The sequence below is a fragment of the Stenotrophomonas sp. YJH_SMC_40 genome (assembly GCF_059368615.1).
In genome coordinates this window covers 24,984-44,168 of the sequence record NZ_JCAFRX010000004.1, presented here as the reverse complement: position 1 = coordinate 44,168, position 19,185 = coordinate 24,984, and the positions used below count along the sequence as shown (strand labels likewise).

The window sequence follows — 19,185 nt, the reverse complement described above, 5'->3', positions numbered from 1 at the left end:
TCAGTGGTGGTGACCGCCATCGCCGTGGACGTGGCCGTGGTCGATCTCTTCCTTGCCGGCTTCGCGCACATCGACGATTTCCACGTCGAAGTGCAGGTCCTTGCCGGCCATCGGATGGTTCAGGTCGACGTCGACGACGCTCATGCCGACCTTCTGCACGGTCACCGCACGCGGGCCGAAGTTGGTCTGCAGCACGACCTGCTGGCCCGGAGCCAGCTTGGTGTTGCCGAAATGCTTCTTCGGCACGCGCTGGGACAGGCCCTCGCGGCGCTCGCCGTAGGCATCGGCTGCGTTGACGTCAACGCTGAAGGTCGCGCCGGCTTCCTTGTCCATCATGGCGTTTTCCAGGCCCGGGATGATGTTGCCGTGGCCGATCAGGATCGCCAGCGGCTCGCCGCGGTCCTTGGACGATTCGATCGGCTCCTGGCCGACTTCGGAAACGGTGTAGTGGAAGCGGACAACGCGGTCTTTTTCGATCTTCATGCGCAACTCTGTCTGGATCTGCCGGAGGCAGGCGGGTTGGGGCGGGTTGTCGCCCGGCGGGGACGCCGCCATCATGACGGCCAATCCCAAGGTGGCGCATTATCCGGAGAACATGCACATCACGCCAGTTTCGTCCGGCCTGCGCCGGCTCCTCGCCCCGGCCCTGCTGCTGGCCCTGCCCGTGCTGATGACCGCCTGCGGCGGCGGCAAGGCCACCCGCCCCGCTCCGCCCCCGCCGACCGCGAACTGGCCGAAGACCGTGCCGGACAACCCCGAGGCGGCCAACTCGGTGCTGATGCGTGCCATCAGCCTGGTCGGCACCCCCTACCGCTATGGCGGCAACACCCCGGATTCCGGCTTCGACTGCAGCGGCCTGGTGGCCTATGTCTATCGCGAGATGCTGGACCTGAAACTGCCGCGCACCTCGCGCGACCTGGCGGCGGTACAGGGTCCGAAGATCGATCCGCAGCGCCTGGCCACCGGCGACCTGGTGTTCTTCGGCAGCCGCGGCAGCGTCACCCATGTCGGTATCTATGTCGGTGAAGGGCGTTTCGTGCATGCGCCGAGCACCGGCGGCACCGTGCGCCTCGACTCGCTCAGCGGTCCCTACTGGAAGGACCACTACACAGGGGCGAAACGCGTCCTTCGCTAAAATGAACAGGCGATATGTTCAAAACTGTGACGAACATCACCGTGCAACTAACGAATTACTAACGGAATTTTTAACTTATCCGCGCTTTTACAGGGCATGATGCCCCATCGTTTTTTTCCTGTGACCGACGCGTGACGACTGACGACCTGAAAAGCGAAGGCCAGACTTCCGTATCTTCACGTAGTGCCCGCCCGCTGTTGCTTGGCCTGGCACTGTGTCTGACCAGCCTTCCGGCCTGGTCGCAGACTGCTCCGAACCGTTCCGATGTGAGCCCGGCCCCGGTGGCCGAGAGCACCGCCCGACCGGCCGCCAAGGCCGAGGCTGCCGCTCCGCAACGCAGCCGCGTCGACGCCGCCGCCAGCGCTACCCTGGCCGCCCTGCTGCCTCACCTGGCCGCCAACGACACCATTCCGCTGATGGACCGCTCGGCCGTGGTGGCCGGTGACCTCAGCCGCCTCCTCGCCAACTACGACACCAGCAGCGCTGCCAATGGCAGCGTTGTCGGCACCGCGGCCGACAATGGCAAGGTGCAGTCGCTGCTGCGTCGCGCGATGACCCTGCTGGGCACCCCATACCGTTGGGGCGGCAGCAACCCGGACAGCGGCTTCGACTGCAGTGGTCTGGTCGGCTACGTGTTCCGCTCGGCCCTGGGCATTGAGCTGCCGCGCGTCTCGCGCGAAATGGCACACGACGACAACGCCGAACTGATCAACGACCGCACCGCGCTGGCCGCCGGTGACCTGGTGTTCTTCGGCCGCAAGGGCCGCGTCGATCACGTCGGCATCTATGTGGGTGATGGCCGCTTCCTGCACGCACCGAGCTCGGGCAAGGACGTGCGCGTGGACACCCTGCTCAGCGGCTACTGGGGCAACAAGTTCATGCAGGCCCGCCGGGTCGATCTCTGATCTGGCCGGTTGGCGCTACCACGCCGCCTGACACGAGAAAGCCGCTGCCCTGCAGCGGCTTTTTTGTTAAGCCCGCGCAATGGTGGGTAGCTGCCGATCTTGGTCGGCACCGCCTTCATCCACGCAGGGCTTGGATCTACCGACCTCTGGTGGGTACCGACCTCTGGTGGGTACTGACCTTTGGTGGGGGCCGACCGTTGGTCGGCACCGCCTCCATCCACGCATGGCGTGGATCTACCAGACCCGGCATGACCGCCACCGGGCCAGCCAGCTCCCAGACAAAAAGCCCGCCGTTCAGGGCGGGCCTTTCATCTCCACGCAACCTCAGCCGCGTGGCGGCGTCGGATCGGGGTCGTCCACACCCACATTGCTGGACGGATTGTCATACACCGCCTGGTCGAGCAGCCCGGTTTCCTTGGCCACGATCACCGGCACCAGCATCTGGCCGGTCACGTTCGTCATCGTGCGCATCATGTCGAGGATGCGGTCGATGGCATACAGGTAGCCGATCGTCTCCAACGGCAGGTTGGCCGCGCTCAGCACCACCGTAGCCATGATCACCGCGGTACCCGGAACACCGGCCGTACCGAAGCTGCCCAGCACCGAAGCAATCAGCACCACCACGTACTGTTCAGGGGTCAGCGGCACACCGCTGTACTGCGCGATGAACACCGCGCACAGCGCCGGGTAGATGGCACCGCAGCCGTCCATCTTGATGCTGGCGCCCAGCGGCACCGCAAACGAACCGTAATCCTTGTTCACGCCCAGGTTGTGGGTGATCGAACGCAGTGCCACCGGCATCGCCGCGAAGCTGGAAGAGCTGACGAACGCAACCTGCATGCCCGGCGCCGCACCACGGAAGAACTTCAGCGGGTTCAGTCCGTGCGCCAGCAGCAGTGCGCTGTACACCACCACGATGTGCAGGGCGCAGGCCACGTACAGGGCCAGCACGAAATGCCCCAGCGGCAGCAGCTTCTCGAACCCGTAGCTGCCGACCAGGCCGGCGATCAGGCCAAAGGTGCCGATAGGGGTGACTTCCAGCACGAAGCGGGTCACCTGGATCATGATGTCGCTCATCTGGCCGACCAGCTTGCGCGCCTCGGTCACCTTCTCGCCGAGCTTGACGATGGCGAAGCCGACCAGGCCAGCGAAGAAGATGACCGGCAGGATCGAGCCACGGCCGGCGGCCAGCACAGTTTCGCCGGCCGCGTTGACCTTGGTGCCGATACCGGACAGCGCATAGAAGACATTGGCCGGTACCACGTCCAGCAGCACCTGCACCACGCTGGGCACTTCGCGCGGCACGTAATTGCTGGCCATCGTCAGCTGCAGGCCACCGGCGCCGGGCTGCAGCACGGTGCCCACGCCCAGGCCGACGCACACCGCCAACGCAGCGGTGATCACGAACCAGAGGAAGGTGCGGCCACTGAGCGCGGCAACCGACTTCTGGCCGTGCAGCGACGAGATCGCATTGATGACCGCGAAGAACACCAGCGGCACCGCGATCATCTTGATCAGGGTGACGTACAGCTCGCCAAGCGGGCCGAACCACGTTTCCGCGGCCGGGCCGAGCGCCCAGCCGGCCAGCGCGCCGAGCACGAAGCCACCGACCACGCGCTGCCAGAATGGAATCCGCAGCCAGGCAGAGACCAGCTTCATAGGCAATCCAGAGGGAAGGAAGGGATGCTGGCACGATAGCCCATCAACGGCTGGGGAACGACCGCCCGACCGGCAAATCAGTGTGTCATCGGCGTGCCTTGCGAGGGCGGGCATAATGAACGTCCCGTTACAGTTTGTGAGATCCCAGCGTCCATGCGCCGTTCCGTCTCCCTGTTGGCCGCCTGCGCCACCACCCTGCTGCTGGGCGCCTGCGCCAGCACCATCCCCGCCACTGCCCCGGCCGGCCTCAAGGTCGCCGTCGACCCCGTCGCCCACCCGGCCGGCGAGACCCCGCAGTGGTGGTACCGCAGTGGCGCCGCCCAGGCCGCCGCCAACGGTGCGATGTCCGGCAAGGCCAAGAACGTCATCCTGTTCCTCGGCGACGGCATGAGCCTGACCACCGTGGCCGCCTCGCGCATCTACGAGGGCCAGCGCAAAGGTGGCTCCGGTGAAGAGAACCTGCTGTCCTGGGAGCGCTTCCCGGCCACGGCATTCAGCAAGACCTACAACACCGATTCGCAGACGCCCGATTCGGCCGGCACCATGACCGCCATCACCACCGGCGTGAAGACCCACATGGGTGCGATCGGCGTCAGCGCCGGCAGCCGGACCGACTGTGCCGACAGCCTGTCCAAGGGCCTGCTGACCTGGCTGCAGCTGGCCGACAGCGCCGGTCTGGCTACCGGCGTGGTCTCCACCGCGCGCCTGACCCATGCCACCCCGGCCGCCACCTACGCGCACTCGCCCGAGCGCAACTGGGAAAACGACACCGACCTGACCGAAGCGGCCAAGGCGGCCGGCTGCAAGGACATCGCCCAGCAGCTGCTGTCGACCTCACGCTATGGTCGCGGCCCCCTGGTCGCCCTCGGTGGCGGCCGCGGTGAATTCACCACCGTGGAAGAGCGCGATCCGGAATACGACGACAAGGTCGGCCAGCGCCTGGATGGCCGCAGCCTGGTGCGGGAATGGCAGCAGGCGCACCCGCAGGGTGCCTACGTGTGGAACAGCAAGCAGCTGGCCGCCGCCGCCAACGCACCGGCCATCCTTGGCCTGTTCGAGCCGGACCACATGCGCTACGAGTACGAGCGCCCGCAGGATCCGGGCGGCGAGCCGAGCCTGGCCGAACTGACGGCCGCAGCGATCAAGAATCTGTCAAAGCACCAGGAAGGCTACGTGCTGATGATCGAAGGCGCGCGCATCGACCACGCCAACCACAGCGGCAATGCCTACCGTGCACTGACCGAGACCGTGGCCCTGTCCGACGCAGTGCGCGTGGCCAACGAACTGACCTCCGCCGACGACACCCTGATCATCGTCACCGCCGACCACTCGCACACGCTGAACTTCGTCGGCTACCCGGCGCGCGGCAACCCGATCCTGGGCAAGGTCAAGGACAAGGGCGGCGAAGATGGCGCCGGCAAGCTGGACTACGCGCTGGACGGCACCGGCCAGCCGTACACCACGCTGAGCTACGCCAACGGCCCGGGCCACACCGGCAGCAGCAACCAGCAGCCGGCCGGCCCGAAGCGTTACCCGCACAACCCGAGCAGCTTCGAACCGGCCAACGGCCGCCCGAACCTGCGCGAGGTCGACACCGAGCATCCGGACTACATGCAGGAAGCACTGGTGCCGATGAAGTCCGAATCGCACGGCGGCGAAGACGTCGGTATCTGGGCACGCGGCCCGGGCAGCAAGGCGATCCGCGGCACGCTGGAACAGAACGCGATCTACCACATGATCGTGCAGGCCACCCCAGCCCTGCGCGAGCGCCTGTGCCAGGCCGGCACCTGCGATGACAAGGGCGTGCCGGTGCAGCTCCCGGCACCGACCGCGTTCGAGCGCAAGGCCGAGGCCAAGTGATCGCACGGCAGGCCCGCCCTGACGCTGCCAGCGGCCGCTTCGCGCGGTCGCTGGCCCTGCTTGGCATGCTGGTCAGCGCCACTGCAGCGGCACAGGCACCGGCATGCAAGCTGCTGACCGACGAGCACGGGTTGTGGCCGCTGCCCAACTGCGAGGTGATCGATCACCGGCCGAAGATCAGCGCCGACACGCTGAAGGACCTGAATTACGACGACCACGGCCTGGCAGTGGTGTACGCCGACCAGGGTTTCCACTACGTCGACCGCAAGGGCCGCAGCCTGCCGGTGCTGACCTGGGACAACGGCCCGGAAACGCCGCAGGAAGGCCTGCTGCGCGCCCGCGTAGGCAACCGCGTGGGTTACTTCGACCTGACGTTCCGCCAGGTGGTGCCCGGCACCTTCGATTTCGCATGGCCGTTCCAGGACGGCGTGGCCGAGGTCTGCAATGGTTGCCGTCGTGGTACGCCGGATGCCGATGGCCACACGCCGATGGAAGGCGGAGAGTGGTTCCGCATCGACCGTTCGGGTCGTCGGGTGAAGTAAAGTTTCGGCAGGGCTGCGCCCTGCACCTGCAGACGCCAAAGCAAGATCAAAAGCGGCTCTGGTTTTCTGTGAGTTGGGTGGGGCGATGTGGGTGGGCAGGACACGCCGTAAACCCATCCCTGGGGGCTCGATGGCGCCATCCATGGCGCCAACGGTCCTGCCCACCCACACCGCCCCACCCCCGACAGATTTCCGATGACGGTTGGACCATCCACGCCCTGCGTGGATGAAATCTGTCAAATATCGAAATAAATCGGGGTCAGATCCGTTTTCCGCAGGAAAACGGATCTGACCCCATGAGCAACCCGACAGTTCGCAGGAAACTGTCGAAGGCGGGGTGGGTCCGGTTGCGGGAGTGTCCGCGGCATGGATGCCGCGGCCAAGCCCCCAAGGACGGGTTTACGGCGTCTCCCGCAACCGGACCCACCCGGCCAACCTTCAGGAAACCAGCTTCTGCCGTTGCTGTTGCTGTTGCTCTGGCTCGTAGCGGGTGCAGGGCGCAGCCCTGCCAAGTAAACCCCACCCTATACTTGCCAGCGTGACTGCCTTCCCTGCCCTCGTTCCGCTGGATGCGCCGCTGCTGGTGGGCTACAGCGGTGGCGTCGACTCCACCGTGCTGCTGCACTGGCTGTGGCGCTGCGCGCAGACTTCCGGCACCGCCCTGCGCGCGGTGCACGTGCATCACGGGCTGCAGCCCGATGCGGATGACTGGGTGCTGCACTGCCAGCAGCAATGCGACGCCTGGGGCATTGAGCTGGCCGTGCACCGCGTGCAGGTCGAGAACGGCACAGGCCTGGGCACCGAAGGTGCCGCGCGACAGGCACGACGTGCCGCGTTCGCGGCTGAGCTGCGCGACGGCGAAACGCTGGCACTGGCGCAGCACCAGGACGACCAGGCCGAGACCCTCCTGTTGCGCGCCCTGCGCGCTTCCGGCGTCGATGGCCTGGCGGGGATGTCCACGCACAGCCGCCTTGGCGAACATCCCTTGTGGCGCCCGCTGCTGGCGGTACCACGCAGTGCACTGCTCGACTACGCGCGCCAGCACGCGCTGCGCTGGATCGAAGACCCCAGCAACGCGGAAGACCACGCCGATCGCAACTTCCTGCGCCTGCAGGTGTTGCCGTTGCTGCGCCAGCGCTGGCCGCATGCGGCTGCAGCATTGGCGGGCAGCGCGACGCATTGCCGGCAGACCCGCGAACTGCTGGACGAGGAAGACGCTGAGCTGATCGCGCATCTGGAAGTGGCACCGCGCGTGCTGTCACTGGAACTGCTGCGCCAGATGTCGCCGCGCCGCGCGGCACGCGTGCTGCGCGCGTGGGTGCTGGGCCATGATGCGGCACCGTTGCCGGCCTCGGTGTTGCAGCAGGCGCTGGAAGAGCTGTTGCCGGCCGACACCGACCGCCAGGCGCGTGTGCGCTGGCAGCAGCACGTGATCCAGCAATGGCGCGACCACGCCTATCTGCTGCCGGCCCGGCTGCCCTCGCTGCCCCTCGACTGGCAGGCCGTGTGGGATGGCCGTGCACCGCTGCCATTGCCCGACGGCGGCCAGCTGAGCCTGCTGGGCGCCGGCGCTTTCGAACAGCCACTGCAGGTCCGTGCACGCGTGGGCGGCGAGCGCATCCTGCTGCCGGGTCGCCAGCATTCGCACGCGCTGAAGGACTGCCTGCAACGCGAGCACCTCGCCCCCTGGCGACGCGCGCAGCTGCCGCTGATCTTTGATGGCCCGCAGTTGCTGGCCGCCGCCGACCTGGTCATCGCCGCACCGCTGCAGGCCTGGTTGCAGGCGCATGACGCGCAGTTGCAGTGGCGCCCGGGCGGCTGGTGAATTGACCCCCGCGCGCGGCCCGTCCACACTTGCCGCATGGCCAAGAAGTCCCCCGAAAACGCCTCCCCCGTCGCCCAGTTCGAGCAGTCGCTCGAATCGCTGGAGCAGCTGGTGGAGCAGATGGAAACCGGCGAGCTGAGCCTGGAAGCTTCGCTCAGTGCTTACGAGCGTGGTGTCGGTCTGTACCGCCAGTGCCAGCAGGCGCTGGAGCAGGCCGAACTGCGCGTGCGCCTGCTCAGTGATCCGGCGCAGCCGGAAGCCTCCGAGCCCTTCGACCCGCCCAGCCATGACGGCTGAGGTTCTGTTCGCGCGCTGGCGCGACCGTATCGAAAGCCAGCTCGATGCCGCCCTGCCCTCGCCTGCCGAGGCGCCGCAGCGCCTGCATCAGGCCATGCGCTATTCGGTGCTTGGTGGCGGCAAGCGCATGCGGCCCCTGCTGGTCTACGCCAGTGGTCACCTGTTCGGTGCGCAGCCGGAAAGCCTGGATGCGGCGGCCATGTCCGTCGAGCTGATCCATGCCTATTCGCTGGTGCATGACGACCTTCCGGCGATGGATGACGACGCCCTGCGTCGCGGCAAGCCCACCACCCACATCGCCTTCGACGAAGCCACCGCGATCCTTGCTGGCGACGCCCTGCAGACCCGCGCCTTCGGCCTGCTGGCCGATGCGCCGCTGCCGGCTACCCTGCGCGTCGCCTGTCTGCAGACCCTGGCCCACGCCTCCGGCGCGTCCGGCATGTGTGGCGGCCAGGCGCTGGACATCGATGCCACCGGCCAGCAGCAGACGCTGGCGGCGCTGACCCGCATGCACTCGCTGAAGACCGGCGCGCTGATCCGCGCGGCAGTGCGCATGGGCGCGCTGTGCGGCCAGGCCCACGAACCGCAGCTGGCCCAGCTCGACAGTTTCGCCGATGCACTCGGCCTGGCCTTCCAGGTCCGCGATGACATCCTCGATGTCGAAGCCAGTTCCGAACAGCTGGGCAAGACTGCCGGCAAGGACCAGGCGCAGGACAAGAGCACCTTCCCCGCCCTGCTTGGCATGGACGGCGCAAAGGCCCAGCTGCACGAGCTCGCAGCGCGCATGCAGTCGATCCTGGCCGGGTATGGCGAGGAAGCCGACGCGCTGCGCGCGCTGGCGACGCTGGCGGTGGAACGCGATCACTGATCGCTGCACGCGGCCCGGCATTCCCCGCACACGAAAACGCCCGGCAGTGCCGGGCGTTTTCAGTTCCGCGTGCGGACGATCCTACTTGATCAGGCGCAGCGCGAACGGGTAGCGATAGGCTTCGCCGTTGTTGGCCTTGACCGCAGCGATGATGCTGAACACCAGGCTGATGATGCCGACGATCGGGGCCAGGAACACGCCGATGATCACGATGGTGAGGATCATGCTGATGACCATGGCGATGGTCACGGTGATCTGGAAGTTCAGGGCTTCCTTGGCCTGGTCGGTCACGAAGGCCTTGCCAGCATCGTCCTTGTTGATCAGCCAGATGATCAGCGCGCCGATGAAGCCGGTGAAGATGCCCAGCAGGTGCGCGGCCAGGGCCATGGTGCGCTGGTCGGCCGGAACGTCGGCGGTGGCCGGTGGCGGCGGCGGGACGTTATCGAATTCACTCACGACAAAACTCCTTTTCATTGGGTGGTCTTGACCAACCAGCACCAGCTGATTGCGTCAGGCGGGCATAGCTTACGCCATCGACGGCATCAATCATTACCTGCGATGGTCATCCGCCCCAACAGGATCGAACCAGTCCGGATGTGCGAGCGGGGATCAACGTCGCTGCCGACCGCCTCGATGCTGCTGAACATCTCGCGCAGGTTGCCGGCGATGGTGATGCCGTCCACCGGGTACTGGATCTCGCCGTTCTCGACCCGGAAGCCACCCGCGCCACGCGAATAGTCGCCGGTCACGCCGTTCACGCCCTGCCCCATCAGCTCGGTCACCAGCAGGCCATCGCCCATCTGCCGCGCGATGTCCTGCAGCGGGCCGGCATTGGCCGCCAACTGCAGGTTGTGCACGCCACCGGCGTTGGCGGTGGTCTGAAGGCCCAGCTTGCGTGCCGAGTAGCTGCCCAGCACATAGCGCTGCAGCACGCCGTCGCGGACCAGAGCCGAGGCCCGGGTGGCCACGCCGTCGCCGTCGAAGGCGGCCGAGCGCAGGCCACGACGCAGGTGGGGCAGTTCCTCGATCTGCATCCAGTCCGGGAACAGCTGCTGGCCAACGCTGTCCAGCAGGAAGCTGGCCTGGCGATACAGAGCACCGCCGGACACCGCCGACAGCAGGTGCCCGACCAGGCTGCGCGCCACTTCCGGGGCGAACAGCACCGGCATGCTGCCGGTGGCCAGCGATCGTGGCTGCAGGCGGGCGACAGTACGCTCGGCGGCACGACGTCCGACCAGGCCGACGTCCTCCAGGTCCTCGCGAGCCAGCGCACTGGTGTACCAGCCGTCACGCTGCATGCCATCGCCCTGTCCGGCGATCAGCGCACAACCGACCGAATGGTGGGTGCCGCGCTCACGGCCGATGAAACCATGCGAATTGGCATAGACCGACAGGCTCTGCATGCTCGACACCGAGGCGCCGTCGGAATTGCGGATCTGCGCATCGGCCTCACGGCCTGCGGCTTCGCAAGCCAGGGCCAGGTCCACCGCCTCGTCGGCCTGCAGCGCCCACGGGTGCCAGCCGTCCAGGTCCGGGAAGTGGGTGGCCATCAGCGCCGCCTCGGCCAGGCCGGCGGCCGCGTCATCTTCGGTATGCCGGGCGATGGCGCAGGCCTGCTCGACCGTGGCCGCCAGGCTGGCCTCGTTCAGGTCGCCGGTGCTGGCGCTGCCCTTGCGTTGGCCGAAATACACAGTGACGGCGATGCCGCGGTCGCGGGTGGACTGCACGGTTTCGACCTCGCCGAGGCGGACATTCACCTCCAGCCCACGGTCTTCGCTGCAGCTGACTTCAGCCTGGCTGGCGCCCAGCGCGCGGGCGCGGTCGAGCAGCTGCTGGGAGAGGTCGGCCAGCCGTTCCAGCCGGGCCGGGCTGTCGTCGCCGACGGCGGCTTCAGGGGCGATCACGTTCAATGCTTTATCCTGTACGGGTTGGGCCCGGCATCACGCCGGGCGACTTTTTTTGAAATCAGGTATGGACGATGCGCGGACGCGACGAAGAAACCGGTGAATTCCACGACAAGAGCCGCAGCCAGAACCGGCGCGACGCGCTCGACGTCCTGGCCCTGGGCGAAAAACTGGTGTCGCTGACACCGGCCCAGCTGGCGCGCCTGCCGATCCCGGAAGACCTGCTGCCGCACATCGCCGAGTGCAAGCGCATCACCGCGCACATCGCCCACAAGCGCCAGCTGGCGTTCCTGGCCAAGCACATGCGCCGCGAAGAAGAAGCCACGCTGGATGCGATCCGCGATGCGCTGGATGCCAACAGCGAAACCGGCCGCCGCGAAGTGGCGATGATGCACCGCGTGGAAGACTGGCGCGAGCGCCTGCTGGCCGAAGGTGACAAGGCGCTGGCCGCCCTGCTGGACGATTATCCGCAGGCCGACCGCCAGCAGCTGCGCACGCTGGTGCGCAATGCGCAGGCCGAGAAGGCGAAGAACAAGCCGCCGCGTGCCTATCGCGAGATCTACCAGGTGCTGCGCGCACTGATGCTGCCGGCGGCGCTCGGCCTGAAGGCCAGCGCCGAAGACGCTGGCCACGTCGAAGCCGACGAGGCCGACGAGGACTGAGTCCGCGCTGGAGCGGGCGGTGGCGCTGGCCATCGCCCGGCTCAGGCCTGGGTACCGCCGACGGTGATGCCCTCGATCAACAGCGACGGCTGGCCGACACCCACCGGCACGCTCTGCCCGTCCTTGCCACAGATACCCACGCCCTCGTCCAGGGCCAGGTCGTTGCCGACCATGCGCACCTTCTGCATGGTTTCCGGACCGTTGCCGATCAGGGTCGCCCCCTTCACCGGCGCGGTGATGCGGCCATCCTCGATCAGGTAGGCCTCGGTGGCCGAGAACACGTACTTGCCGCTGGTGATGTCGACCTGGCCGCCGCCGAAGTTCACTGCATACAGGCCCTTCTTCACCGAGCGGATCATTTCCTGCGGGTCGTGCTGGCCGGCGCGCATGTAGGTATTGGTCATGCGCGGCATGGTCAGGTGCGCGAACGATTCGCGACGCCCGTTGCCGGTCGGTGCCATGCCCATCAGGCGTGCATTGAGGCTGTCCTGCATGTAGCCGACCAGGATGCCGTCTTCGATCAGCGTGGTGCACTGGCTCGGGTGGCCTTCGTCGTCGATGTTGAGCGAACCGCGACGCCCGTCCAGGGTTCCATCGTCGACGATGGTCACGCCCGGTGCCGCCACGCGTTCGCCGATGCGGCCGGCGTACACGCTGGTGCCTTTGCGGTTGAAGTCGCCTTCCAGGCCGTGGCCGACCGCTTCATGCAGCAGCACGCCGGGCCAGCCAGGTCCCAGTACCACCGGCATCACGCCGGCCGGCGCCGGCACGGCGTCCAGGTTCACCAGCGCCTGGCGCAGGGCCTCGCGCGCAAACGCTTCCGGGCGGCCATCAGCGAACAGTTCCCCGTAGCCATAGCGGCCACCGCCACCGGCATAGCCGGACTCGCGGCGGCCGTTGTGCTCGACGATCACCTGCACGTTCAGGCGCACCAGCGGGCGCACGTCAGCGCCCAGCACGCCGTCGCTGCGCGCGATGAGCACCGTGTCCACGCCGCCGGACAGGCTCACCATCACCTGCTTCACGCGCGGGTCGGCGGCACGCAGGTAGCCGTCCAGGCGCTTCAGCACCTCGACCTTTGCCTCGTTGCCGACGCCATCGATGGGATCCAGCGCCGGATACAGCGCGCGTGAATTGCCGCGCAGCAGCGAGCGCCCGGACTGCGCGCCACCCTCGCGCGAAATCGCACGCGCCGACTGTGCCGCGGCCAGCAGCGCGTCGGCATGGATGTCGTCGGAGTAGGCGAATCCGGTCTTCTCGCCGGACATCGCCCGTACGCCCACACCTTGCTCGATGGAATGGGCACCGTCCTTGACGATGCCGTCTTCCACGCTCCAGCTCTCGCGGCGGGCGTGCTGGAAATAGAGGTCGCCGAAGTCCACACCGGGGCCGAGCAGCTGGCCGAAGGTGCGCTCCAGGCCATCGGTATCCAGCCCGCCGGGGCGCAGCAGGCGATCTTGGGCAAGCGTCAGGGCGATATCAGTCATGGTTCTCGATCTGGGGGTGCTGGGGCGCTCAGGCAAGCCCCGTGAACAGGAGGTCCACGCTCAGCGTGAGCGTGGCAGGTCGGTAACGGGCGGCGGAACGGCCGGGGCCGGGCGCGGCGCGGGCGCTGGCGGGGTCTTGTCGCGGCTGCGTTCGATCACTTCCACCTTCGGCTCCTTCCATGGACCGGTCACCTTGTAGGTGCGGGCGCCGATCTCGCCGAGCGGTTTGGACAGTACCGCATTGGTGGCCGCGCCGAGCGCCGCGCCCACCGGGCCACCGGCCACCGCGCCGACCACCGTCAGCAGGTTGCCGGCGCGCGGGTTGACATCGATGGTCTGGTCGAACCGCTGGTTGCGCAGGTCGGCCTGGCCGCGGATGGTGATGTTCGCCGCCGGGCCTTCGATCAGTACCTTGTCGGTGCGGGCCATGCCCTGCCCGAACTGCACGCTGCCGTCGACCTGGTTGAACGCGAAGCCCTTGGAGAAGAAGTCGCGGAAGTCGAACATCAGGCGCCGCGGCAGCTGGGTCACGCTGAGCAGGCCCAGCACACGGCCAGCGCCAGGCTCCAGCTCCAGCAGCTGGCCATTACGCGCGTGCAGATCAAGGCTGCCCTGCAGATTGGCCAGCTGGAAGTCCGACGGCCCCCCGCTCCAGGAGGCGAGCAGCTGCGCCTGGCCAGAGCCGCCACGCAGCTGGCCGCCGTAGTCGAGGTTCTGCATCAGGCCGCCCAGGTCCTCGCTGCGCACCTGCGCGGTCAGCTCGGTGCGGGCACCACCGGTGCGACCCAGCCAGCGACCGCTGATGTCGATTTCCTGGTCGGGCGCGCGGAAGCGCAGCTCGTCCACGTTCAGGCCATTGGCCAGCGGCCGCGTACGCAGCACCGCCTGGCCCAGCACCACCTTGCCGAACTTCAGGTCGGCGATGTCCAGCGCGAACGGCGGCAGCTTGGCCGGGTCCATGTCGTTGGCGCCGGCCTGCACCCGGGCTGGCGCGGCCGCGCCCGGCGCCGGCGGCAGCGACTGCCAGTGCACACGGTCGAGTCGGCCACTGATGGTGCCTCCTTCGGCGTTGGGTACGGTCAGGCGACCGGCCAGCGAAGGTCCATCCAGGCGCACGTCCAGCGCCTGCGGTCCCGGCTGCAGCTGCAACCGGGTCTGCTCGAAGACGCCGCCGATCAGCATCAGCTTGCCGACCTGCACGTCCACTGCACGCAGCGGCATGCCGTCATCGTCGTTGCCACCACGGGCCAGACTGATCCACTCCAGCGCATCCAGAGTCGGGCTGCGGCCATTGACGGACAGTCCGCTAGGCGGCGGCTCGCGATCGGCATGGTCGCTGCCCAGGGTGACCTGCACACCGGTGCGGTTGTTGTGGCTGCGCGCGGCCAGGGCCAGACGCTGGCCAAAGGCCACATCGATGCGACCAGCGCCCATCGGCAGCTGCGCGGCCACCGTGGTCGCCAGCGGCTCGGTGGCCGGCTTGTCCAGCGGTGCCGGCAAGTCCAGGCGGGTTCCCACCAGATCCGAACTCAGGCGCAGTTCGCTGGGCGGTGCGGGCGCTCCCGGTGCGACTTTGGGCAGGTTGACCGCGATGGTCCAGGGCGAGTTACCCGCGATATAGGGCTTGAGCCACGCCATTTCCGGGGCGCGGTCAATCAGCACACCGGCGTCGAGGTTGGCCGTCAGCTGCGACTCGAACGCCAGCCTGCTGTCGTGCACGTAGCCGCCGGCACGCAGGCTCAAGCGGCCGTCCTGACCGAGGTGGCGCACCGCCAGTTCCTCGGCACCGAAGCCACCATTGCTGTAGCGCGCCTGCCCATGCATGTTGTCGAAGGCCAGCTGGAAGCGCTTGTCCACCAGTTTCACACCATTGAGGTCGACCGTGCCCTGCAGGTGACCGCCGCCTTCATCGTGGTGCAGCGGCTGCAGCAGGTCGAAGGTCACATGCGCCGGGCCCGCAGCCGTGAGGTTGTCCAGGGTGTCGCCATAGTCCTTGTGCAATGGGCTCTGCCGCAGCATTGCCAGCAGTCTGCCGGCCTCGCTCTGCGCATCGGCACGCACGTACAGCGGCTGCTGCCCGAAGTCCTGGATGCCCGCCTCGAATCTCTGCACCGCTACACCGGCCAGGTCCCCGCGCCCATGCATGTCGAAGCCGGGGCCGATGAAAGCGATATCGGCGTCGACCTGGCGCATCAGCGGCCAGTCGTGCTGGAAGCGGATGTCGCCGTTGGTGATATGGCCGGTGGCCTCGAAGCGGCCATCGTTGTTGTCGAACGGCCAGTCGTCCAGGTCACCGCTGACCAGGCCGACGCCATTGCGCACCTGGCCGCCGGCCAGCGCCATGTCCAGCCAGTCGGTGGCGCCCTTGCTCATCTTGGAGTGGATCCAGAAGCGCTTGGCCGCCGTCATCGGCACATTGTCCAGCTTGGCCGCCAACTGCAGCCAGGGCCGCGTGCCGTCGCCCTGGAACCAGACACCACCGCGCACATCGGCCGCGTAGTCGGTGCCTTCCACGCGCATCGCCGCAGTGCCGATACGCCAGCCACCGGCCTCGTCACGCCAGCCCACGATCTGGCCCGCCAGGTGCAGGTCGTGCCGCACGCCGAAGCCGGTGGGCCAATCGAACTGCAGCTGCCGTTGCGGATGCAGCTGCAGGCTGAAGCCATCGGCGTCGCCCTCGAAATGTCCCCCCAGGCCGCGCAGACCCGGAGAATTGCCAACGCTGGCAAAGCCCAGCGACTGCAGCTCGCCCTGTGCCCGCAACGGGCCATCACGTTCGCCGGCCAGTTGCAGCTCTCGCACATCCAGCTGCGGTTTGGACAGGAACAACCAATAGCGCAGGCCTGGCTCGAGGCGATCACTCAGCGCCAGCGCACGCAGCGCCGTACCGGCCTGTACTTCGCCGGAACTCACCCGCAGCTGCCTGCCAACCTGCAACTGCAGGCCATCGAGCTGTTGTTCGCCGTCTTCGGTCTTCAAACGAAGGCGCGGTACCTGCAGCGCCCAACCGTCGGCCTGGCGCTGCCAGCGCAGGCGCGCCTGCAAGCGCTGCAGCTGCAACCGCGGCGTTGCCACGTCGGGCATCGGTGCACCGTCGACGCGCACGTCACGCAGGTCCGAATCGGTGGTCAGCGCCACCGGCGCGAAGTCGCGCAGGGTCAGCCACAGGTTCAGCTCACCCTTGCCTTCGCGCAGGCGCACGCCACCAGCTGCCAGCAACGGCGACCAGGCATGGAAATCAACAGGATCGGCACCCAGCCAGGCCTGCCCGTTGCCGCGCGCGCGGTCCACGTCCAGCACTGCGGTCAGCGGCAGGGCATCGGTCTGCGCCCAGGCACGCACGCCCACACGCAGGCGGTCGCCATTGACGCGCAGGCGCAGATCGATACGCGGCAGGGTGGTATCGATACCCAGTCCCGGTGCATGCACACCCAGGCGGCCATCGATCACCTGCAGCTCGCCCAGCCGGCGCAGCGCGTCCAGCGGGTCACCGCTGGTGTTGGACTGTGGCAGGCCGCGCACCGACCAGCGGCCGTCCTCGCCCTGCTGCAGGTCCAGCGCCAGGCCACGCAGGCGCAGCTCGGTCAGCGAGCGACCAGGCAGCATCCCGCTGTACATTGACACCAGCACTTCGGCCTCGCCGATGGCCAGGCCCTGACCGGCGCCGATGCGCAGGCCCTTCAGCTGCAGCAGCGGACCACGCCGGGTCCAGGCCGTCTGCAGCTGGTCGAAATGCACCGGCTGGCCGGCACGCTCACTCAGCCAGGCGGCAATCCTGTCGGGGTGACGCTCGGCCAGCGGCAGCAGCTGGCTGAGGGTACCCACCAGCAGTGCCAGCCCGACCAGGCCTACCGCGCAGGCGGCAATGAAATGACGGCGGATCCTTCGCAGTCGCAGGCGCGGCGGCGCGCTCATCGGCCACCGCCGGCCTGCGGCCGGCGAGGATCAGAGCAGAACGACATCGAATTGCTCCTGCAGGTACTGCTCGTCCGCCTGGAAGCGGATGCTCTTGCCGAGGAATTCCTCCAGCTCGGCCACCGCCGAGGATTCCTCGTCGGTGATGCGCGCGACCACCTTGGTCGAGGCGATCACCAGCAGGCGTGCGGCATCGAACTGGCGCACGGCACGGGTGATCTCGCGGAAGATCTCGTAGGTCACCGTTTCGGTGGTCTTGATGCTGCCACGGCCACTGCACTGCGGGCACGTTTCCGACAGCTGGCGCTCCAGGCTTTCCACCGTGCGCTTGCGCGTCATCTCCACCAGCCCCAGCGGCGAGAAGTCGTACACCGTGGTCTTGGCATGGTCGCGGGCCAGCGCCTTTTCCAGGGTGCGCAGCACCTGGCGGCGATGCTCGGCATCGTCCATGTCGATGAAGTCGATGATGATGATGCCGCCCAGGTTGCGCAGGCGCAGCTGGCGGGCCACCGCCTGTGCCGCTTCCAGGTTGGTGCGGAACACCGTCTCTTCCAGGTTGCGCTGGCCGAGGAACGAACCGGTATTGACGTCGATGGTGGTCATCGCCTCGGTCTGGTCGATCACCAGGTAACCACCGGATTTCAGCGGCACCTGCTTGTCCAGCGCACGGCCGATCTCGTCCTCCACCCCGAACATGTCGAAGATCGGGCGATCGCCTGAATACAGTTCCAGCTTCTCGGCCAGCACCGGCATGTACTTGGCCACGAACGCCTGCAGCTGCGCGAAGGTTTCCTTCGAGTCCACCTTCACCTTGTCCACGTCCTTGCGGATCAGGTCGCGCACCGAACGCAGCGGCAGGCTCAGGTCTTCATAGATGTTGCTGCACGAGGCCGCTTCGCGGCCGCGGCGCTCGACCACGTTCCAGACCCGCGACAGGTAAGCGATGTCCTCGGCGATGGCCTCGGCCGGCTGGCCCTCGGCATTGGTACGCACGATGTAGCCGTAGCCGCCATGCTGCGCAGACAGCTCGGTCACCAGGGCCTTCAGGCGGGCGCGCTCGGCTTCATCCTCGATGCGCGCGGACACCCCCACCACCTTGGATTGCGGCAGCAGCACCATGTAGCGCGACGGAATGCTGATCTGGGTGGTCAGGCGTGCACCCTTGGTGCCGATCGGGTCCTTCACCACCTGCACCACGATGTCCTGGCCGTCACGCAGCAGCTCGACGATGGGCACGCTGGCCGGCGGCGGCAGGGTCGTGTTCTCGGTGTCTGCACTGGCCACCGGGGCCGGGCGCACCACGTCGTTGGCGTGCAGGAACGCGGCGCGCTCCAGGCCTACCTCGACGAACGCGGCCTGCATGCCGGGCATGACCCGCTGCACCTTGCCCTTGTAGATGTTGCCGACCACACCCCGGCGCCAACCGCGCTCGATGTGCAGTTCCTGCAGCATGCCGTTCTCGATCACCGCGACCCGGGTCTCGCGCGGGGTCACATTGACCAGGATTTCCTCAGACATCGGCAGCCTCCCTGGCGGCATCGGCAGTGGGGACCGGCACGCCACAGCGCGCCAGCAGACGATCGGTATGCAGCAATGGCAGCCCCATGACGCCGGAGTAGCTGCCGGAAAGATGTTCGATCCAGCGCTCGGCCCCGCCCTGGATGGCGTAGGCCCCGGCCTTGTCCAACGGCTCGCCGGTGGCGACATAGGCGGCGATGTCGGCGGCGGCGATCGGGGCGAAGGTCACTTCGGAAATGACCAGTTCGCTGTCCAGCCCGTCGGCGCCGACCACCACCACCGCAGTCATCACCTGGTGGGTGCGCCCGGCCAGGCGCGCCAGCATCGCGCGTGCGCCGGCGGCGTCGGCCGGCTTGCCGAAGACCTCGCCGTCCAGCACCACTTCGGTGTCCGAGCCAAGCACCCGCGCCTGCGGATCATTGGCCAGCACCCGGGCCAGGCCGGCGCGCGCCTTGTCGGCGGCGACCCGGCACACATACTGTTCGGCGCTTTCAGCGGGCGCGCGCTGCTCGACGACCTCCAGGTCCAGGGCCTGGAAGGGGCGTCCGAGTCGGGCCAGCAACTGGTTGCGTCGGGGGGAGCGGGAAGCAAGATAGAGCATCGGCACA

Annotated in this window: 16 protein-coding genes; 8 read left to right on the top strand and 8 right to left on the bottom strand. The window is 67.8% G+C overall.

Annotated elements, in window-relative coordinates:
• Positions 1 to 483 carry an FKBP-type peptidyl-prolyl cis-trans isomerase gene (locus AC5P6X_RS08540; protein ID WP_012480915.1) on the bottom strand — a complete coding sequence of 161 codons (483 nt, stop codon included), beginning with the start codon at positions 481 to 483 and terminating at the stop codon, positions 1 to 3.
• Positions 484 to 556: 73 nt separating this feature from the next.
• On the opposite strand from AC5P6X_RS08540, the gene AC5P6X_RS08535 reads away from it, so the two are divergent.
• Positions 557 to 1,135 (top strand): C40 family peptidase, encoded by a 579-nt coding sequence (locus AC5P6X_RS08535; RefSeq protein WP_005410516.1) that lies wholly within the window; start codon positions 557 to 559, stop codon positions 1,133 to 1,135.
• Positions 1,136 to 1,266: 131 nt separating this feature from the next.
• A complete protein-coding gene (locus tag AC5P6X_RS08530; RefSeq protein WP_005410517.1) occupies positions 1,267 to 2,040 on the top strand; it encodes a C40 family peptidase in 774 nt (257 codons plus the stop codon).
• A gap of 324 nt (positions 2,041 to 2,364) precedes the next feature.
• Here the strand turns inward: AC5P6X_RS08530 and AC5P6X_RS08525 are convergent, their stop codons facing one another.
• On the bottom strand, positions 2,365 to 3,699 hold the full coding sequence (locus AC5P6X_RS08525) for a dicarboxylate/amino acid:cation symporter (protein ID WP_005410518.1): 1,335 nt from the start codon (positions 3,697 to 3,699) through the stop codon (positions 2,365 to 2,367).
• Between the two features lie 153 nt (positions 3,700 to 3,852).
• On the opposite strand from AC5P6X_RS08525, the gene AC5P6X_RS08520 reads away from it, so the two are divergent.
• The 5 genes from AC5P6X_RS08520 to AC5P6X_RS08500 all read left to right on the top strand — a co-directional run bounded on the left by AC5P6X_RS08520 (position 3,853) and on the right by AC5P6X_RS08500 (position 9,091).
• Positions 3,853 to 5,559 (top strand): alkaline phosphatase, encoded by a 1,707-nt coding sequence (locus AC5P6X_RS08520; RefSeq protein WP_329753702.1) that lies wholly within the window; start codon positions 3,853 to 3,855, stop codon positions 5,557 to 5,559.
• Positions 5,556 to 6,101: a WG repeat-containing protein gene (locus AC5P6X_RS08515; protein WP_049433610.1), complete on the top strand. Its 546-nt coding sequence runs from the start codon at positions 5,556 to 5,558 to the stop codon at positions 6,099 to 6,101. Before AC5P6X_RS08520 ends, AC5P6X_RS08515 begins: the two co-directional genes overlap by 4 nt.
• A 538-nt stretch (positions 6,102 to 6,639) precedes the next feature.
• On the top strand, positions 6,640 to 7,926 hold the full coding sequence (tilS, locus tag AC5P6X_RS08510) for a tRNA lysidine(34) synthetase TilS (RefSeq protein ID WP_193391326.1): 1,287 nt from the start codon (positions 6,640 to 6,642) through the stop codon (positions 7,924 to 7,926).
• Positions 7,927 to 7,962: 36 nt separating this feature from the next.
• Positions 7,963 to 8,223 (top strand): exodeoxyribonuclease VII small subunit, encoded by a 261-nt coding sequence (locus tag AC5P6X_RS08505; RefSeq protein ID WP_005410522.1) that lies wholly within the window; start codon positions 7,963 to 7,965, stop codon positions 8,221 to 8,223.
• Positions 8,213 to 9,091 carry a polyprenyl synthetase family protein gene (locus AC5P6X_RS08500; RefSeq protein ID WP_049451967.1) on the top strand — a complete coding sequence of 293 codons (879 nt, stop codon included), beginning with the start codon at positions 8,213 to 8,215 and terminating at the stop codon, positions 9,089 to 9,091. The genes AC5P6X_RS08505 and AC5P6X_RS08500 overlap by 11 nt, the downstream gene beginning before the upstream one ends.
• Before the next feature lie 81 nt (positions 9,092 to 9,172).
• Here the strand turns inward: AC5P6X_RS08500 and AC5P6X_RS08495 are convergent, their stop codons facing one another.
• Together AC5P6X_RS08495 and pmbA are read right to left on the bottom strand one after the other, a co-directional pair.
• Positions 9,173 to 9,547 (bottom strand): DUF4870 domain-containing protein, encoded by a 375-nt coding sequence (locus tag AC5P6X_RS08495; protein ID WP_005410524.1) that lies wholly within the window; start codon positions 9,545 to 9,547, stop codon positions 9,173 to 9,175.
• Between the two features lie 86 nt (positions 9,548 to 9,633).
• On the bottom strand, positions 9,634 to 11,001 hold the full coding sequence (gene pmbA / locus AC5P6X_RS08490; RefSeq protein WP_049451966.1) for a metalloprotease PmbA: 1,368 nt from the start codon (positions 10,999 to 11,001) through the stop codon (positions 9,634 to 9,636).
• 68 nt (positions 11,002 to 11,069) lie between these two features.
• Here pmbA and yjgA point away from each other — a divergent pair, with 68 nt between their 5' ends.
• Positions 11,070 to 11,657 carry a ribosome biogenesis factor YjgA gene (yjgA, locus tag AC5P6X_RS08485; RefSeq protein WP_005414121.1) on the top strand — a complete coding sequence of 196 codons (588 nt, stop codon included), beginning with the start codon at positions 11,070 to 11,072 and terminating at the stop codon, positions 11,655 to 11,657.
• A gap of 41 nt (positions 11,658 to 11,698) precedes the next feature.
• Here the strand turns inward: yjgA and tldD are convergent, their stop codons facing one another.
• Genes tldD through AC5P6X_RS08465 form a run of 4 tightly spaced genes read right to left on the bottom strand, consistent with a single transcriptional unit; the run spans position 11,699 to position 19,178 of the window.
• A complete protein-coding gene (tldD, locus tag AC5P6X_RS08480) occupies positions 11,699 to 13,144 on the bottom strand; it encodes a metalloprotease TldD (RefSeq protein ID WP_005410527.1) in 1,446 nt (481 codons plus the stop codon).
• A gap of 60 nt (positions 13,145 to 13,204) precedes the next feature.
• Positions 13,205 to 17,059 (bottom strand): YhdP family protein, encoded by a 3,855-nt coding sequence (locus tag AC5P6X_RS08475; RefSeq protein ID WP_169448286.1) that lies wholly within the window; start codon positions 17,057 to 17,059, stop codon positions 13,205 to 13,207.
• Positions 17,060 to 17,089: 30 nt separating this feature from the next.
• Positions 17,090 to 18,577, bottom strand: a complete 1,488-nt coding sequence (gene rng / locus AC5P6X_RS08470) for a ribonuclease G (protein WP_005410529.1) — start codon at positions 18,575 to 18,577, stop codon at positions 17,090 to 17,092.
• Entirely contained in the window at positions 18,570 to 19,178 is a 609-nt protein-coding gene (locus AC5P6X_RS08465; protein WP_049451964.1) for a Maf family nucleotide pyrophosphatase, read from the bottom strand. The genes rng and AC5P6X_RS08465 overlap by 8 nt, the downstream gene beginning before the upstream one ends.
• Between the last annotated feature and the right edge of the window lie 7 nt (positions 19,179 to 19,185).